This window comes from [Borrelia] tanukii, from assembly GCF_030439725.2.
Lineage (GTDB): Bacteria > Spirochaetota > Spirochaetia > Borreliales > Borreliaceae > Borreliella > Borreliella tanukii.
Window position 1 is genome coordinate 12885 of the sequence record NZ_CP179581.1, and the last position, 15852, is coordinate 28736.

General features: G+C 31.4%; 19 protein-coding genes and 1 pseudogene. 18 read left to right on the top strand and 2 right to left on the bottom strand.

Annotated features, from left to right (window positions below):
- From QIA27_RS05310 to QIA27_RS05390, 17 genes are all read left to right on the top strand, one after another.
- On the top strand, window positions 1-339 hold the full coding sequence (locus tag QIA27_RS05310; protein WP_418906282.1) for a hypothetical protein: 339 nt from the start codon (window positions 1-3) through the stop codon (window positions 337-339).
- Window positions 336-1526: a PBSX family phage terminase large subunit gene (locus tag QIA27_RS05315; protein ID WP_418906283.1), complete on the top strand. Its 1191-nt coding sequence runs from the start codon at window positions 336-338 to the stop codon at window positions 1524-1526. The genes QIA27_RS05310 and QIA27_RS05315 overlap by 4 nt, the downstream gene beginning before the upstream one ends.
- Before the next feature lie 11 nt (window positions 1527-1537).
- The gene (locus QIA27_RS05320) at window positions 1538-2563 is read left to right on the top strand and encodes an anti-CBASS protein Acb1 family protein (RefSeq protein ID WP_418906284.1); all 1026 of its coding nucleotides are present in this window, start codon (window positions 1538-1540) and stop codon (window positions 2561-2563) included.
- Between the two features lie 31 nt (window positions 2564-2594).
- Window positions 2595-3161, top strand: coding sequence for a terminase (locus QIA27_RS05325; protein WP_418906285.1), 567 nt, complete (start codon window positions 2595-2597; stop codon window positions 3159-3161).
- Complete coding sequence (locus QIA27_RS05330) at window positions 3143-3655, top strand: structural cement protein Gp24 (RefSeq protein ID WP_418906286.1); 513 nt, start codon at window positions 3143-3145, stop codon at window positions 3653-3655. Before QIA27_RS05325 ends, QIA27_RS05330 begins: the two co-directional genes overlap by 19 nt.
- A gap of 36 nt (window positions 3656-3691) precedes the next feature.
- Complete coding sequence (locus tag QIA27_RS05335) at window positions 3692-4528, top strand: hypothetical protein (protein WP_418906287.1); 837 nt, start codon at window positions 3692-3694, stop codon at window positions 4526-4528.
- A gap of 11 nt (window positions 4529-4539) precedes the next feature.
- Window positions 4540-4878 carry a hypothetical protein gene (locus tag QIA27_RS05340; RefSeq protein WP_418906288.1) on the top strand — a complete coding sequence of 113 codons (339 nt, stop codon included), beginning with the start codon at window positions 4540-4542 and terminating at the stop codon, window positions 4876-4878.
- A gap of 15 nt (window positions 4879-4893) precedes the next feature.
- Window positions 4894-5286, top strand: coding sequence for a hypothetical protein (locus QIA27_RS05345; RefSeq protein ID WP_418906289.1), 393 nt, complete (start codon window positions 4894-4896; stop codon window positions 5284-5286).
- A gap of 188 nt (window positions 5287-5474) precedes the next feature.
- Window positions 5475-5726, top strand: coding sequence for a hypothetical protein (locus QIA27_RS05350; RefSeq protein WP_233709246.1), 252 nt, complete (start codon window positions 5475-5477; stop codon window positions 5724-5726).
- Window positions 5716-6540 (top strand): hypothetical protein, encoded by an 825-nt coding sequence (locus QIA27_RS05355; protein ID WP_215535877.1) that lies wholly within the window; start codon window positions 5716-5718, stop codon window positions 6538-6540. The genes QIA27_RS05350 and QIA27_RS05355 overlap by 11 nt, the downstream gene beginning before the upstream one ends.
- Window positions 6541-6548: 8 nt before the next feature.
- On the top strand, window positions 6549-6977 hold the full coding sequence (locus QIA27_RS05360) for a hypothetical protein (RefSeq protein ID WP_215535876.1): 429 nt from the start codon (window positions 6549-6551) through the stop codon (window positions 6975-6977).
- 44 nt (window positions 6978-7021) lie between these two features.
- A complete protein-coding gene (locus tag QIA27_RS05365; RefSeq protein ID WP_325064222.1) occupies window positions 7022-7264 on the top strand; it encodes a hypothetical protein in 243 nt (80 codons plus the stop codon).
- Window positions 7261-10404 carry a tape measure protein gene (locus QIA27_RS05370; protein ID WP_418906290.1) on the top strand — a complete coding sequence of 1048 codons (3144 nt, stop codon included), beginning with the start codon at window positions 7261-7263 and terminating at the stop codon, window positions 10402-10404. Before QIA27_RS05365 ends, QIA27_RS05370 begins: the two co-directional genes overlap by 4 nt.
- Before the next feature lie 258 nt (window positions 10405-10662).
- Window positions 10663-11355 carry a plasmid maintenance protein gene (locus tag QIA27_RS05375; protein WP_418885571.1) on the top strand — a complete coding sequence of 231 codons (693 nt, stop codon included), beginning with the start codon at window positions 10663-10665 and terminating at the stop codon, window positions 11353-11355.
- A gap of 18 nt (window positions 11356-11373) precedes the next feature.
- Complete coding sequence (locus QIA27_RS05380; RefSeq protein ID WP_418885570.1) at window positions 11374-11949, top strand: DUF226 domain-containing protein; 576 nt, start codon at window positions 11374-11376, stop codon at window positions 11947-11949.
- Window positions 11925-12686: a ParA family protein gene (locus QIA27_RS05385; RefSeq protein WP_073999355.1), complete on the top strand. Its 762-nt coding sequence runs from the start codon at window positions 11925-11927 to the stop codon at window positions 12684-12686. The genes QIA27_RS05380 and QIA27_RS05385 overlap by 25 nt, the downstream gene beginning before the upstream one ends.
- A gap of 74 nt (window positions 12687-12760) precedes the next feature.
- Window positions 12761-13315, top strand: coding sequence for a chromosome replication/partitioning protein (locus tag QIA27_RS05390; protein WP_418885569.1), 555 nt, complete (start codon window positions 12761-12763; stop codon window positions 13313-13315).
- Between the two features lie 297 nt (window positions 13316-13612).
- On the opposite strand, the gene QIA27_RS05395 is transcribed toward QIA27_RS05390, so the two are convergent.
- Window positions 13613-14485, bottom strand: a complete 873-nt coding sequence (locus QIA27_RS05395) for a P12 family lipoprotein (RefSeq protein ID WP_418906291.1) — start codon at window positions 14483-14485, stop codon at window positions 13613-13615.
- Between the two features lie 142 nt (window positions 14486-14627).
- Here QIA27_RS05395 and QIA27_RS05400 point away from each other — a divergent pair.
- Window positions 14628-14834, top strand: a pseudogene (locus tag QIA27_RS05400) (hypothetical protein); the annotation flags it as partial.
- A 114-nt stretch (window positions 14835-14948) separates the two neighbouring features.
- Here the strand turns inward: QIA27_RS05400 and QIA27_RS05405 are convergent.
- Window positions 14949-15563, bottom strand: a complete 615-nt coding sequence (locus QIA27_RS05405; protein ID WP_418906292.1) for a P13 family porin — start codon at window positions 15561-15563, stop codon at window positions 14949-14951.
- Window positions 15564-15852: the final 289 nt, after the last annotated feature.

The following is a 15852-nucleotide window of genomic DNA, read 5'->3' on the forward strand; positions in this document are numbered from 1 at the left end:
ATGGACAATTTAGAAATCCAAGAACTTTTGAAAAAATTAATAGAGGAAAAACTTCCTTCATACAATCAATATTCAAATAACGCAAACAAACAAGCTTTGCTTAACCTATTTGTCAACAAAATGTTTGAATTCTCAAACAGTAATGTTTTAGCAACAAGTTTACATGCATTTAGAATGTTTTTTGCAGTTTTTGAAATGAGTGAAGCTGAAGATTTAGTACTAGACATTATTAACAAAGAAAAATTAATCATTGGAAACAATACAAGCACGGGTTTTGTAAAAAGTTGTTCTTATACTGAGGAAGAAATCAACAAAATTATTACCAAAGGTGAACTATGAGACTAAGACGACTTCCAATATACGTTAATGCATACAAAGAAAAGCCTAATGCTGAAATTTTCATATACTACTCCAGTAGAGGAACTGGTAAAACTTACGATATTGCAACCGTTAATTTAGAAAGAAAATTTAGTGTTGATGGAGGAGATACACTTGCAATCAGAAAAAAGAAAAACAAAACAACACAATCAATACACAAAGAAATTTTAGAACTTTTGAGCAGATACAACCTAAGAAAATTTTTCAATATAAGTAAAGCAAAAATTGAAAGTAAAAGTTTGATTTTTGGGAAAAAACGTGCCTTTGTTTTCGAGGGGGGCCACGATACAAGAGACTTGAAATCTTATGCGCATTTCAAAGACTTGTGGCTAGAAGAAGCCAATCAGTTTAGCTCCGATGACATAGAAATGCTTATCCCCACAATGAGAGAACAAGGCGGCAGAATCTATATGTCAAGCAATCCAGTACCTAAATCACATTGGTTATACAAAAGATATTTGGCAAATCAAGACAATCCTGCTGTTTGTATTATCAAAAGTACTTATCGCGATAACCCGTTTTTGAACGGCGGTGATGTTGAAGCTTGGCTTGAAAAACAAAAACTTGCATATCATGGAAATGATATTGGTTTTAGAATTGAAGTCTTAGGAGAAGAGTTTGATTTTGGCACTGCAAGATTAATCAAAAAATTTAATGTTTGTGAACCCGGTATTATTTCCAGAGCTAATGGCAGCTACTACACAGGAATACATATCAAGGGAAATAGAATTTGTTTTTTAGAAATTCTTGTCGGAAGAATTTCATATCTTCCAGTTGTAATTGTTACAAATGCATGTAGTAAGGTTTTACTATCAAAAGATGATTATCAATCTGAAATTAACAATTTCAAGGGAACTTTTGTTCTTCCAGCTGCTAGAGAAGAACTCAAATATGTATTCTCTCGTTTTGGTAGAGGCACTTTGCTTGCAAAAAAACGGAATTTGTATTCCCTTTCAGACTACCTAATTCCAGCCAATCTTAGTGTAGTAAACATCCCCGAAACAACAGATGTAATTTCAGAGTTCAACGAAACTGAATATTACTATGATGAATCTAGCGCAGAAGATAGTGAAGTTACAAATTTTGTTATGCAAAAAGATTTGACGTACATCCCGGCATTTCTCAACGCTGCATCTATTTTTAACTAAAGGGCTAGAAAATGTTTGGAATGAAATTTTTCAAAAAACCCAAAGAAATAAAACTATTTCCAGCAAGCGAATACACATCACACAAAGACCAATTACGACTTGCACACCAAGTAGCCGAAATTTACGCGGGGTTTGCATCTTCCAGAGACATTGAGCACAAAATAGGTGATGGACTTTCAAAGTTATTTGATAATAACTTTAGAGCTGTTATCAAAAAAATGGTATACACAGCAATCTTGTTTGGAGAAAGCAACTTTTACATAGTAGTTCCAGACTCCGATGATCCTAAAAAACCACTAAAAAAAGGATTCCCATGCCTTTGCTACAACTTAGGTGAAGTTCTTGATGAAGGCTCTTATTTTCAAAAAAATATACATGAAAGTAGAATCATCAATATGAAGTCATCTTTTCTAAATTTCGAGGCTCTAAAAAAAAGCAGCAATATTATGGATACACTGCTCAACGAAACAATGGGATTTTTGAAAGTTAACAATTTTACTTTTCTAAAATCAGCAACACTGCCATCAGTCAAGGATATGACCGCATACGACCTGGCTGAAGTAAAAAAAAATATTGAAGGGGTTCTCGACAGTAACCACAAAATGATGATACTCGGAAGAGAAGATGATATTGCTAATGTTACAAGATCTGTAAGTCCACTAAGAGATGCTTTTGAAATCATTGTATCAGACATAACACTCCATTCTGGAATTCCAAAAGAAATACTATACCCAGTCTCACCATCTGGAGAAGGCAGTGTTGGCAACTACGATATTTTTTACCTAAACATTGAGCAAATATGCAAACTAATGGTAACACCATTCATCAATGCGGTGCTTTTCAAGTTTGGACTACAATCCAACTGGTGCTACAAACCAGTCAAGCCAATTAGCCAAAAAGAACAAGCTGAAATTGATGAAAAACATGCAAAAACTTTAGCAACTTACGTGGAACTTTTAAGTAAAGCTAAGGAGATGGAAAATGATGATTTGTATCTAAAAATACAAAATGAACTTAACCAATATTTACAAATTTAATTTAGAAAAAAATCTTGCTAAAGGAGGTTATATGCAAGAATCATTAAGTGAAGATACTGTTGCAATTTCTGAATCTTTGCCTAAAAACGACAAAGAACAAGTAACAATATCTTCAGAAGAATACGAAAAATTAGTGTCTGATGCAAAAAAATTGTCGGGCATGATTTCACGAGAAGATTTTGAAAGACGCCTTGCTGAGGCTGAAAGCAACTTTACCAAAGCTAGAAAGCAAGCTGAAAGACAAGCCGAGGCCAATGCCTTTAAAGACTCTAAAGTTTTGACAAATCTTGAAAAAGCTTGTGCGCAGTATGAAATTACTCCGCCTTTTGCAAACGCTTTGAGCGTAAAAGACGCCAAGCTTGCATTTTTGGAAGCAATGAAAAAAAAATATAATGTCAATTTCAGAATTGACGAAGAAGGTGATCTTGATTCTCAAATTGCCAACATAAGTTTGCTAGTACAAGAACTTACAGCATACAAACAAGTGGTAAATGCCAGAAATCGCTTTACAGGACAAATTATCAACAACACATTAGCTCAACAATACAAAAATCAATTATATTCTAAGGGGGTATGTAAATGCCAGACTTCGATTTAGCTAAAATAGCTAAAAAATTCGTTTTGGGAACTGAACACAAATCAGGTGTTCATCAAACTGAAACTGCAATAGTTGACGTTGAATCTCAACCCATCAAACCAGGAGACCCAGTTTATGCGAGTGGATCAAGCGAAATGGGAGAAGTGTTGGTAAAATCAGCACTTGCAACAGCTGGAGTTGGCCCTATTCGGGGATTTGCCCTAAAAAAAGAAAGTATAGCTTTACTAGAAAATGAAAATTACTCTCCGGGAGAACTAATTCCGATAAGGCGTGCTGGGGAAGTAACTGTTATGTTAGACAATGCCTTTACAACTCCCAAAGTTGGAGATTATGTTTTCTTGAAATCAGGCAAACTAGTAAAAGATGGCAAAGGGGCTACTCAAGTTGGAAGAATCAAAGATGTTAGTCTTGAACAAAATAGTAAAATTGTTTTGCTTGATGTAAACATTGGTCCAGAGTATGAAAGCAATGGCAGTAGAAAATTTTCTACATAGAGCCAAAAAAATTAATGAAAAAATAGGAGGTCTATTTTGAGTAGAAGTATTTTTGCAGAAGCAAGCGGCAGCTATAGCGGAGATATATTAGAACTTGCAAGCAATGGTCTTGAACAACTTGTGCCGTACAAGGCGATCAACAAAAATGATCTAAGACAGGGATATTATATTGTAAGAAAATCAAAAGTTGACCACAATGTCACAGCAACTTTTGGGGAACATAGTAATGAAATTGGGAAAAGCACCGTTTTCTTCCAAGAAATGGCCTACAAAATGCACGTATTTGAAACAGTTCAGCGAATTTCACTAAAAGACTTAATGTACGGAACAATAACTGAAGACGAAGTAAAAACTAATCTAGAGCTTGGTCTGATGAAAGATGCGTTTCATTCTATTGTTTTTGGTAAAAAACACATCAATATGGAAGGAATAGCGAATCTTAAGGGTAAGAGCAAAGTTACTGTCGAAACATTGGCTAACGGGTATACTTTGTATGAAAAAGCAACACTTGCAAAACGCGAGTCAGAAAAATACAAAGAAAGACTTGATGGGGTTTACCATCTTTTAGTTCCACACAATTATTCTCATCTATTACTAGAGTTGTACAGCGAACCTCAGTACGTAATAGTCAAAGAGGCGCTAAAAAGAGACCACAACATCATAACTTTTGTTTTGAAGGGGCTGAAAAACCCTATACTGTACGAACCAAACCCAGAAGTTATGTTTGTTCCAATGTTGCCAGAAATATTCTTCAGAAAATTTGCAGCACCAGATGGTGATTACATTCACTCTTCAATGGAATCAGCGGGAGTAATTCATTTTGAACCTAGAGAAGTTGTCGAAATTGAAGTTACAAAACCTAGCGGTAGTTGATAAATTAATAAATGAGTGAACTTGACGACCTTATTATGTGGATAAGTCTTACTAAGATAGAATCTTTACGCATTGAATGCACCAAAGAAGACGGAAGCATTAGCATACCAGATCAAACAAAAGTACAACTTTTTGAGGTTCTAAGATATGCAAAATCGATTTTAGCCTTGTACCATATGGGAGCTGCCTACAAGAATTGGCTTATGATTTTGCTTGACGTTCTTTACTTAGAAGTTTTCAATATTAGGTGTAAAGGAGATCAAAAAGAGTGTAAGTTTAAGTATCTACTTTCTCAACTTGATTTCCTATTCCCGCGTATTGATTCTTGTCCTTTCCTTTACATTGGTTGATCAAAAGGAGAACAAATGGAAATTGGGGAAAAAATAAGAAAATCTATATTTGATAATACAAAAAGTTTTGTGGGATTCAAAGTCAAAAAAAATTCGCAAGCATTAAAATCACATGTCCCCGGACGATTGTCAAATGTAACAAATATTGATTTAGAAGAAACTTCTTCTGGAGTAAATTTGAAAGTAAAAGTAAACTCACCCCTTTCTGAATTTCTAGACTCAGGACAGGCACATGACAACAATTCGCCAGCTCCAAGTCTAGCAAAAATCAAGAGTTGGGCAGCATATAAGGGTATAGAATCCTCAGCAGTACCCATTTGGCTTGATATTAAGAAGAAAAAACTAAAAAACCAATATGTAAATTGGAAAAAAAATCTAGCAGAAGAGGCTGCAAAATTAATTAAATGAAATTAATCGAAAAATTCATTGTTGATCTAAAAAAAAATTTGAAAAATTACTTAGTTGAATGCAAACAAACAACTACTAAAGTATATTACAAATCCGAAATGTTTGCATGCACAACCAAAGATTTACCATCAATTGTCTTTGCGGTAAAGAGCACAGGAGAAATTGTTAATAATTGCAAAAATTATTCGATGCTTTTATCACCGAAGTTTGTAATTTACACTGAATGCAACATGCGTCCTACTTTGGGACTTGAGATCGCAAATATAATTGTGTCTTTTCTAATATTGAAATATTCCTTGAGGAATTTCAGCATTGACGATTCCCAAATTGAAGACGAAACTTCTGATGCACGAATGGTAACTTTGGTTGATACAACTTTGTGGATCAGGATGGATGGTAGCGATTATATTAATTGCTGTGGAGGTAAAAATGGCAGTTGAAAAATTAAGAATGCCCGTAGGCGCAGTGCTGGTCGCTGTTAATATTGATAAATTCAAATGGACCTTCAAGGGTTCGGACATGAAAGATACTGGGGAACCTAGTGGAACCGACCCTAAGGAATTAGTTGTAAAAGACTTGACGAATTACGAAACTAAACCTAGTAAATGGAAATCAATCAAAGAGTGTATTTTCAGAGTAAAAAAACTTGGTAGTAAATCAAAACTTGCGACGGATTTGAAATTGAAAGAAGGTAGTATCATATACTACCATAAGGAATTTTCAAAAAAAATATGTGAGAGTTGCGACAATAACGATGAAATTGATGTTTTACTTTTCAAGACTTACTGTCTTGGATATTCGTACACAATTAGTTCTACAAAAGCAACAGAAACTCTAAAAACAACTTGCGGCGCAATCACGGCAATTGGAAGAATTCCAGAACAAACTGTTGAGTTTAGCGGCTACTCTCTTAGAGAGACTTCTACTAACAAGGAAGAGCTTTTAGAAACTTATATAGAGAGGTCGCATTTCATAACTCTTGATGTTTCAAAAAAATCTTCTGGCAATGAATACGAACTTGGAAATCGCAATTTACCTAAAAATTACGAGTTTACAGTACTTTTTGTAAATCAAATTGGAAATCAAGACCAAAGAACAAAATTCATGGTAGGAGAAGGGCAGATTGCAACTTACAGTCCAGGCCAAGATTTGAATAACCAAAAAATTGATCTAAAGTGCCAGCTTACACTTACGAAACCGCTAATATCATTTTCGTACGATTATATTCAAGGCGCAACATTTTTTGAAATTTAGGAGGCAAGATGATAGTCAATGTGAATGTGAGCGGTAGGGTAATGTTACCTTATATTCCAGACTACATTAGAAACAGTAAAGAAATTGTAAAAGAAGAAGATAAGGCATTCGTAATTTTACAAGATGTTAACTATGGGTTTGTGGAAAAGCTGAAAGCAAGACAAATCGAACTTTTCAAAAAATTGAATGGGGGGAATAGCAAAAACAATCCCAATGCTATGATTGAGTCAACAAGTGCTCAAATTCAATTCGTAAAAAAAATTTGGAATGAAAATGTAGTAGAATTTGTTGGACTTTACAATCAAGAAGGAGAATTAATTACGAAAGAGATGGTTGAAAAAGATGCTATTTTGTTTCAAGATATGCTTTCAAATCTTGCAATTGAGATTAACTTTTTGGCAGATACTCTAAGGGTTGAGCGTGTTTCAAAAAAGTAGAACTTGCGTTTGCTTATGTTACAAAAAAAGATCACTATGACCAAGTGCTCAAATATGCGGACCGACTCGATTCAGAATTGCTAATAGATATGAAAAAGGAACTTCCTTGGATAAAACATAATGAAGACGCAATTCTACATTTACTCAATCAGGCATTACTTTCAAGAAATATTGGAAGTTTGCCTTATAGTGGCGGCCTTTTTGAGCAAAATTACTGGTTTGTGTTAATTCTTAACGAACTGAACCTTTACATCAAAAATCTTGAAAGCGAGAGCATGAGAAAATGAAACTTGACGAAATCATTATTCCATTATCAATGTCAATCAAAAACAATGAAAAGCTGGACGCAATAGCAGAAACGCTAAAAAAAATTGCAGAACAAAAATTTGCAAGTCTAGATGATTTGAAGTCAAAATTAGAAAAATCTGCTAAATCTGGATCCAATCTAGAGAAAGCGCTAAACAAAAGTTCGCAGAATGCTAGTAAAAACTTCAAATCTCTTGCAGATTCTGTTGATTCTGTAAATTCTAAAGCTGGCGGCATGAAAAGTATAGGCAAAGTTCTAAAAAGTGTTGGAAAAGGCTTAGGAAATGTAAAGAATTTGGCAAACAAAACCGGTGAAGCATTCAACCAAATGTTGGCAGCTTTTGCCCCAATTATTATAGCTGCAAAGGCTCTACAAGCAATTGGCTCTACAATAAGTGGAATTTTTGATGGCGCCATGGATGCTCTTGATGAATTCAACGAAGAAGTGTCAACGTTTTCTGATATGCTTGGAAACGAAGACCTTGGAAAATCTTTAGCAGAATCCATGAGGGTTTTTGGCGATGAAACTCTTTTTACTAGAGATGCTATTGCTAATGCTACTAAAACAATGCTTTCTTACGGTGCAACTGCAAGTGAAGTTGAAGAAAGAATTAGAATGTTTGGAGAGGCAGCTGGTGGAAGTAGCGAGGGGCTTGAGAAATTAGCAGAAGTATATTCTCGTGTAGAATCTAGTAATCAAGTAAATTTAGAAGATTTGTATGCGCTTCGTGACGCTGGTGTTGACATTACAGACATTTTGGCAGAAGAAGCTGGTTTAGCTGGAGAGGCATTATATAAGGCAGCAAGTGATGGACAAATAGGGTTTGAAGCCTTAAATAAGGCTCTTTCTAAGGCTACTAGCGAAGGTGGTAAATTTTACGGAAATACCGCTAAAGAAGCAAAAACTTTAGCCCAAGCTCAACAACAAACTGCTAAAATGAGCGAAAAGCTTTTCTTAGATATTGGGAAAGCTTTAGAGCCAATGATGATTGGATTTGAAAAAGTAAAACAATTCATGATAAAAGGAATTTTGGAACCTTTGACAAAAGGCACCTCTGCGGTTATTTACTTGATTAATAAACTTACAGAACTTGTGGTATATGTTACTGGAAAGCTTGTGGAGGGTTTCAAGATTGCGTTCGACCCAATCATCAAATTGATCCAAAAAGTAGTAGATTTGACAGTCAAAGCCTGGGAAGGCTTTAAAAAATTTGTAGGGCTTTCCAAAAAACCTGAAAAAGAAAAAGATGAAAAAGACACTCCCAGCCCCGAACCCAAAAGAGATAAGAAAGTTGACCCAAATGCAAAAACCGATTACAACAAACAGATGGAGCAGGACTATAAGAAATTGCAAGACGAAATATTTTTTGCCCAAAGGGAAATTTACAGTAAAGTCGGCGTGGAGCGAGAAAAAGCCTTAAGGAATCTTGAAAAGACTATCAAAACCAAAAATCAAAAATTTCTAAAGACGTACTCCAAGAGTTTTGACGAGTTATCGGAGGAGAACAAGAAAATTTTAGTCGGGGTTGAAAAAGCAGTAAACGAATTCAATAACTCTAATTATGATTTTGTGAATGAGTACCAAAAGTTACTAGAAGAAAAAGAAAGTCGTGAAAGAGAAATACTATTAACACTACCCCATGCAGATCAAGAAAGTGCTTTACAGAAACTGAATGATGAAATCAATGAAAAGAACAAAGCGTTCGTAGAAAAATATGAAAAAAGTTTCACAACTCTGAACGAATCTAACAGGAAAATTGTAGCCGCACTCGAAAAACAAGTTAATGAATATAGTAATGCTGCATTGGATCGATCTTTTGTCCAGGCTCAAAAAGCTCTGCAAAAAGAAATACTAGCCTTGGAGTGGGAAACAATGCTACTTCCAGCAAAAGAAAGAGCAAGTGCTGAGGAAAAGATGGCATCCCAAATTCAAGCAATGTATAAGAAATTCGTGGATGATCACAAATCACAATTCGACAAGCTAAATGAAGCCAACCAAAACACACTAAAACAAATGGCTGAGAAAGCTAAAGATACGGCAAAAAGCTTGTATGACAAATTCTTAGATAACATAGACAAATTAACGGAATTTTCAGGCAAAATTCTGAATCAGGAAGTGGGAGAAAAAGCCGGTGCTGAAGGCTTTGAGTATGCTGCAGACAGTGCAATGAAGGGTGTGGTTGATTTTGGGAAAAATGCGTTGAAAGCTGGTGCAGCAGCCCTTGGTGGACCTTGGGGTCAAGCTATTGCAGAAATTGTCATACAAATCGGAGAGTTCGTATGGGGCTTGTTCAAGGGTGCCGAAAAGGCCAGAATTAAAAAAATTGAGGAACAACGAGACAAAGATTTAGAAGAACTTGAAAAACGAAGCGAAATTGAACTAAAAAAGCTTGAAGAGAAATTTGATGCAGAAATTGCAATGAGAAAAGAAAAATTGAGTGAATTAGATGATGAATACTCTAAAGAAATAGAATTTCTAAAACAAGCACAAAGTAAAGGACAAATATCCGGTGAAGAATTTCAAAAAAGATTACACGATGTACAAACAGAGTACAAAACAAAAAAAGATATAGAAACCACCAAACTTACTAAAGCTGAGGAAAATAAGAAAATAGAAACCGAGAGACACAAAAAACTTTCCAACCTAGAAAATGAACGAATCAAAGCACAGGCCGAGGTTGACAAAGTAAATACTTCTGATTATTTTTTGTCTGCTTCCAAGGCTTCTGATTTAGAGAAGACACAAAAAATTTTAGATGAAATACTAAAAAGAATTGCAACAGTAAAATCAGCAGGATCTATTGAAGAGATAAAACTTGCTCGTGGCGGTGCACGATTTATTTCGAACAGACCGACATATATGCCAAACTCAGGCGTAATGTCTAGTGAATTTGGCCAACCCGAATTAGTAAGAATCACTCCTGCACCAATAGATGAAAATCTACGCAAACTTGAAGCTAAAATCATTGCAGAAGAAATTGCCAAATTACAAAAAAGCGAGAATAGAACAATTGTCCAAAATTTCAATTACAACTTCAATGGCGATGTGCTTGATGCTGAAAAACTAGTTAGAATGCTAAAATCAAAAGAACATCTAATGGGATTTAGAATGGCAGAGTAGAAAAAAATGTAAAAAAATTTTCAAATTACTTTGTATTTTACAATTACTAGTATATAATTATTGATGTTGATAGTTAGTAATTTATTACTGAACTTTCAACACCTTGAAAAAGACTATTAACTTTTGTTAATAGTCTTTTTCTTATATTCTACTAATATAATCGACATAGAAAAGTATTTCACACTCAAAATATTTACTTTTTAATGAAAATTGTGGTACTATAAGTATAATTATAAAAATTACAGTTAGGAGTCTAAAATGCAAACAATTAGTCTTAAAATTCAAGTCAATGTAAAGCCACTAAAAAAATATCAAATCAGATATTACAAAATCTTATCAATACTTAAGTATTTTCAGAAAAATACTATTAAATATAATCAAAAAGTTATTTTAAATACATTAAATTATTTTCTAGCCCAAGATGGACTTAAAGTGGTTACACTAAGAACCCTTAGAAAAGATTTAACCTGGTTGTGTAATAAAAGTATTATTAAAAAAACCTTATTAAGATTGGGGGAGGGAAATGGTTCATATATAAGATATTCAGTCAATAAATATAGTAATAATAATTTAAACTGCGTTCTTAAAGATAAGCAAAATACTATTGAACATGATGCTAACACAATATATAAATTTACAAAAGAAGCACAAAAAAAATATTTCAAAAACAAAGGAGCTAAAACTACTAATCTAAAAAATGCAACTAAAAATGTCAGTCATATTATAAACAATAAAAAATATATAAATAATAAAGAAAAAACTTTACACAAAACAAAAAACGAAGATTCTAATTTCATGAGTTTAAAAATAAAAAACTTATTGCGTTACAAACACATAAATTTTTTAGATAAAATGAAAGAAAATTCTAACAAAAAAAAATATTTATATAAAAGAATAAAGACAAAAGAATGGTTAGAAAATATCAAAAATCAAATACATAATGATAAGTAAGGGGTTTGCAATTAAAATATGAATCAAGTATTAGAAAGTCTAAAATCCAAAAAAATGGGAATTGAATTACTAAAAAAGAAAAACGATATTTTCATTAAAACAGAAAAAATAAATAACAAAACAGTATATCATACAAAGATATTTAGCGATTTTTTTACATTTGGTATAAATCAAAGAAACGAAAATAAATTTTTTATTACACTAAGAAGTTTATTTGATAAAAATAAAAAAAATAGTTTCCATTTGTTTAGAATTGAAGAAAGTAGCAATGATGAATTTTTAGGAATGTTTTATGGATTTAAAAGATTAACAAAGCCACTTTTTTTTAAATATGAAGATATTATCACAAAAGCTGTCAAAACCATACCCATGTATAAAATCCATTACATAGAATTTAGATTCAAAAAAGGAAGTGTTTTTTGTTATATAAAAGCAATTCATGCTTTAACAAAAAAAGAAAAATTTAAAAAAAAATATGCTCAAAGTCTATTAGAAAGAATAATTAATTTAGAACACAAAGTGTACATATTCTACAATAAAAATTTGTTAAATGGGGGTATTATAACTAAATGGATAACAAAAAACCAGAAATAATTAGTATTGCAAATATTAAAGGAGGTGTTGGCAAAAGCGTCTTAACTATCATATTTAGCTTTATTTTAAAAAGCTTTGATAAAAAAGTTTTACTTGTAGATTTTGATCCCCAAAATAGTTTGACCAGTTATTTTTTTAAGTATATAAAAAGTTTAAGCAAAAATAATGTTTATTCTTTTTTGAAAGAAGACTCTAATTCTAATTTAGATAAATATTTGACCAAAATACATGACAATGTATATCTCATTCCTTCTCATCCTAGTTTACATCTTTTTAATAAAGAGAATACTTCTTATAAAGAGCTTTTTTTAAAGCACAGGTTAGAAAGGGTATTGCCCAATTATAATTTTAATTATGTGATAATTGACACCCCACCCAATTTAGATTCGCTTTTAGATAATGCTCTTAATATTACAAATAAGCTTATTATTCCCATTCAAGTTGAAAGATTTTCTGTTGAAAGCTTGTCTATCTTGATGAAATATATTGAGAAAGTTTCAATGTATCTAGATAAAGATATTGATATATCCATAATTGAAAATCAATTCATGAAAAACAGAAATACTTTTAAAAGTATAGAAAATTCAATTAAGGATAAATATGGCAAATATATTAAAGGAAAAGTTCATTTTTATAATAAAGTGAAGGTTTTTACAAACAATTTACAAGAGCCTGATATTAAAGAACCTTATTATCAAGAATGTCTAGAAGCCTTGAATAATATATTAGCCATTTAATTTTATTTTTGGCCGTTTGTTCGCAAGCGAACAAACGGTATTTAGCATTTAGTAGTTCACAGGAGGTTTTAGACGTGTCTAAAGATTTAATCATTTTGAATGATAGAGAAGAAGGATTGATGGGTATTTCTGAGGAAGAAGAGTATGAAAACTATAAGCATGCTTTAAAAAAGAGTATGGTTAATGATATTGAAAATAAAATTAAAATAATGGAAATATTGTATAACATAAAAAGCAAAAAACTTTATCGTATTGACGGGCATGTAAGTTTCAAGTCTTTTATTGAAGAATTTTTAATTGCCAGGACCCAAGCCTATTTATATTTAAAAATATATGAACAGGTTTTAAAAGGAAATCTAAGTATAAAAGAAATTAGAGACAAGGGAATGATAGAAATTTATAGAAATATAAAATCAAAAGAGGTCGTCGATAAAAAGTCAATACAAAATTCAATAAAACCATTAAGATTTCAGCTTAAAAGAAAAGATAGTTATGATTTTTATAAAAGTAATGCTAAATTTACGGGGTATCTCTTAGACAAGATTTTTTCTAGCGATAAAGATTATTTAAATCAGATATTTAAAGAGTATTCTGATTTAAATTTAAAAAAAACAAATCAAAGCACATAAGTAATTACTTGCAAAATTTAAGCAATTTTTGTACAATTATTAGTGGTTGTATTTTAGTACAATCCTAATTGTCAATTTAAAACCTAGTAATAGGTTTTGTTGATCACTTTTAAATTTAAAGTTCTCAACAAAGCCTATTTAATATCACATTATTATTTACATTCCGAGCTTGAAGCAAGTAAGCCGCCGGTTAAAATTTGTTTTAATGTTTGTTTAACTGTATTTGCTTGTTAAAGATATATAATTTTCTTTACCAATAATAAGAAAGTCTTCTTTAAAAGAAGACTTTCTTATATTCTAATATATTTCCTTATTTATAAGACTTGTTAAAACAGTTTTTGCATTTTCAATAAGTTCTTCTATTTCTTTGCTTTTTGCCATTGCCTCAACTTTTTTGTAGCCGTGAGACTCGAATTTATTTAAAACATCCTCTGCTTCAATTTTAGATTTCCTAGATAGTTGTGATGCTGCGTAAGATACTCTATTTTTATTCTTTAATCTTTTGATAATACTTTCTTTTAAACTTTCCTGTGCTTTGTTGAAAAATACAGCGGCAGATTCTATCTCTTGTGTTGCAATATCAATTTTATTTATGAGGTTTTCAAGTTCAAGATCTATTTTTAAATTATTTTGCAATTGTGTTAATTCTTTTATTTTAGTTTTATTAATACTGTAATTTTTATTTAGTGATGTTAATTCATTATAAATTTTTTCTCTTACATCTTGAAAATCAGAGTTTATTGAAACATATCTCTTTTTAATATTATTAATATCTTCAGCTAATTTAGAGAATCCGCCATATTGTGTAATGAGACTCTCTACACGTTTAATTGTTTGATCTGCTTCTTTTTCTTCATTAGTGTATGGGATCAAGTCTTCTTTTTTGATCTCTTTTTTTTGATTATTTTCAATTAAAGTATTATTTGGTATATCAGCCCCATTATTATGTGGTAATAAAGGTATTTCGGGGCTTATAGGAACGATTAAATTATCATATTCCTGTTTTTTAGAATTTTTGGATAAAGTTTTTTGCTTTTCTTGAATATTATTTGCAATTTCTTTTGTTTCATTATGTTTTTTTTGTTCTGTATTATTGGGTAATTTAGAATTTAGATTACAAGACGTTAATCCCAAAATTAATATTATGTGTAAAAACAAATTTTTTCTCATGAAAATATTATCCTTTTCAATTGATAATAATTATTACTTTGTAATAATTATTATCAATTGATATTATATACCAATTTGATCAATTTACAATAAAATATAAATAAAATTATTTATTATTAATGCAATTTTGGATTTTTTAGGTGGAGATGAATTTTTTAAAGAAAAAGAAAAAGAAAATGAAAATAATTTCATTGTAGCTAGTCTTTATTCGCTAACCAAAGAAGATTTTACTATATTGCTTAGAGATTTCAAAGTCTTGAAAAACAAAAAAGGAGAAGATTATATTTTATCTTTAATAAAGGGGTATGAGAATTATTTAAGCGTGATGGATAAACGTAACGCAGCGTAAATAATTTAACAAAAATAGCAAATTCATCCCCGTCTAAATTTCATAGAAACTATAAGTGGAAAATCCTTTGTTATTTTTTGTTAAAATTAAATTGTGAAATTTATTTTCTCGTATTTATTTAATAACTTTTTTAAATGACAGCTGGAATCCGTTTATTCCAATATCAAAACTAGGCTCAAAACCCGCAAGAAAAATCCCTAATTTTTTTCCAATTTCTTTATCTTGTTTATCTTGTTTATCTTTGTTTGCAAATGTAAATGGAATAATAAGCGATGTTATGTAAGATGTCAAAAGTGTGAGCGCTCCTGTTCCCATTAGTATATATCCAGGCATTCGTTTTGTTTTATCTTTAATATCGTGCTCAGGCATATTAAAAAATCCAGTTATTATAAGGGCCGTTCCCAGTAAACTGAATCCAAGTACTGATCCACCACCAATATAATCTCCTTGGGAAAAGGATCCTATTCCCAAAGGAATTAGCATATTAAGGAAAAATGCCATTAATTCAGGATCATATGTATGGTGGTATCTTGGATATATGTATGGATATGGTGAATAATATCCCGAATAATATCCAATTTCTGATTCTGGGGTGAAAGATACGCTTGAAAGATATTTTTCAGAATATGCGTTATTATTTTTTATTTCTTTTTTTGTTTTTCTATCCATGTTAGCATCTAAATTGGATAGAAAACTAAAAATTAATATTAATGTGAAAATTTTTTTCATATTAATATTCCTCCTAATAATCAAGTTTTGATAATATAATATTAATGCAATTTCTGGAGTTTTTGGGGGAAGATGAATTTTTTTCAATATCGTTTTAGTTGCTTGAATGCGCATTTTTAGTATGTTGTTTTCTTTTTGGAAAAAATATCGTACAATAATTAGTATTCTTTTTCAATAATTTGCGATCCTTCAGCAATCGAAGAGAGAGCTTTGGAGAGACAACCTTTTCAAATAGGCTTATTATTAATAGATAGGTTGTCTCATACTTTATACTAAATAATAATAAATT

Bases quoted from the DNA above. Each gene is read 5' to 3' on its own strand.
- QIA27_RS05310 (WP_418906282.1), top strand. From the start codon at position 1: ATGGACAATTTAGAAATCCAAGAACTTTTGAAAAAATTAATAGAGGAA.
- QIA27_RS05315 (WP_418906283.1), top strand. From the start codon at position 336: ATGAGACTAAGACGACTTCCAATATACGTTAATGCATACAAAGAAAAG.
- QIA27_RS05320 (WP_418906284.1), top strand. From the start codon at position 1,538: ATGTTTGGAATGAAATTTTTCAAAAAACCCAAAGAAATAAAACTATTT.
- QIA27_RS05325 (WP_418906285.1), top strand. From the start codon at position 2,595: ATGCAAGAATCATTAAGTGAAGATACTGTTGCAATTTCTGAATCTTTG.
- QIA27_RS05330 (WP_418906286.1), top strand. From the start codon at position 3,143: ATGCCAGACTTCGATTTAGCTAAAATAGCTAAAAAATTCGTTTTGGGA.
- QIA27_RS05340 (WP_418906288.1), top strand. From the start codon at position 4,540: ATGAGTGAACTTGACGACCTTATTATGTGGATAAGTCTTACTAAGATA.
- QIA27_RS05345 (WP_418906289.1), top strand. From the start codon at position 4,894: ATGGAAATTGGGGAAAAAATAAGAAAATCTATATTTGATAATACAAAA.
- QIA27_RS05350 (WP_233709246.1), top strand. From the start codon at position 5,475: ATGCTTTTATCACCGAAGTTTGTAATTTACACTGAATGCAACATGCGT.
- QIA27_RS05355 (WP_215535877.1), top strand. From the start codon at position 5,716: ATGGCAGTTGAAAAATTAAGAATGCCCGTAGGCGCAGTGCTGGTCGCT.
- QIA27_RS05360 (WP_215535876.1), top strand. From the start codon at position 6,549: ATGATAGTCAATGTGAATGTGAGCGGTAGGGTAATGTTACCTTATATT.
- QIA27_RS05370 (WP_418906290.1), top strand. From the start codon at position 7,261: ATGAAACTTGACGAAATCATTATTCCATTATCAATGTCAATCAAAAAC.
- QIA27_RS05375 (WP_418885571.1), top strand. From the start codon at position 10,663: ATGCAAACAATTAGTCTTAAAATTCAAGTCAATGTAAAGCCACTAAAA.
- QIA27_RS05380 (WP_418885570.1), top strand. From the start codon at position 11,374: ATGAATCAAGTATTAGAAAGTCTAAAATCCAAAAAAATGGGAATTGAA.
- QIA27_RS05385 (WP_073999355.1), top strand. From the start codon at position 11,925: ATGGATAACAAAAAACCAGAAATAATTAGTATTGCAAATATTAAAGGA.
- QIA27_RS05395 (WP_418906291.1), bottom strand. From the start codon at position 14,485: ATGAGAAAAAATTTGTTTTTACACATAATATTAATTTTGGGATTAACG.
- QIA27_RS05405 (WP_418906292.1), bottom strand. From the start codon at position 15,563: ATGAAAAAAATTTTCACATTAATATTAATTTTTAGTTTTCTATCCAAT.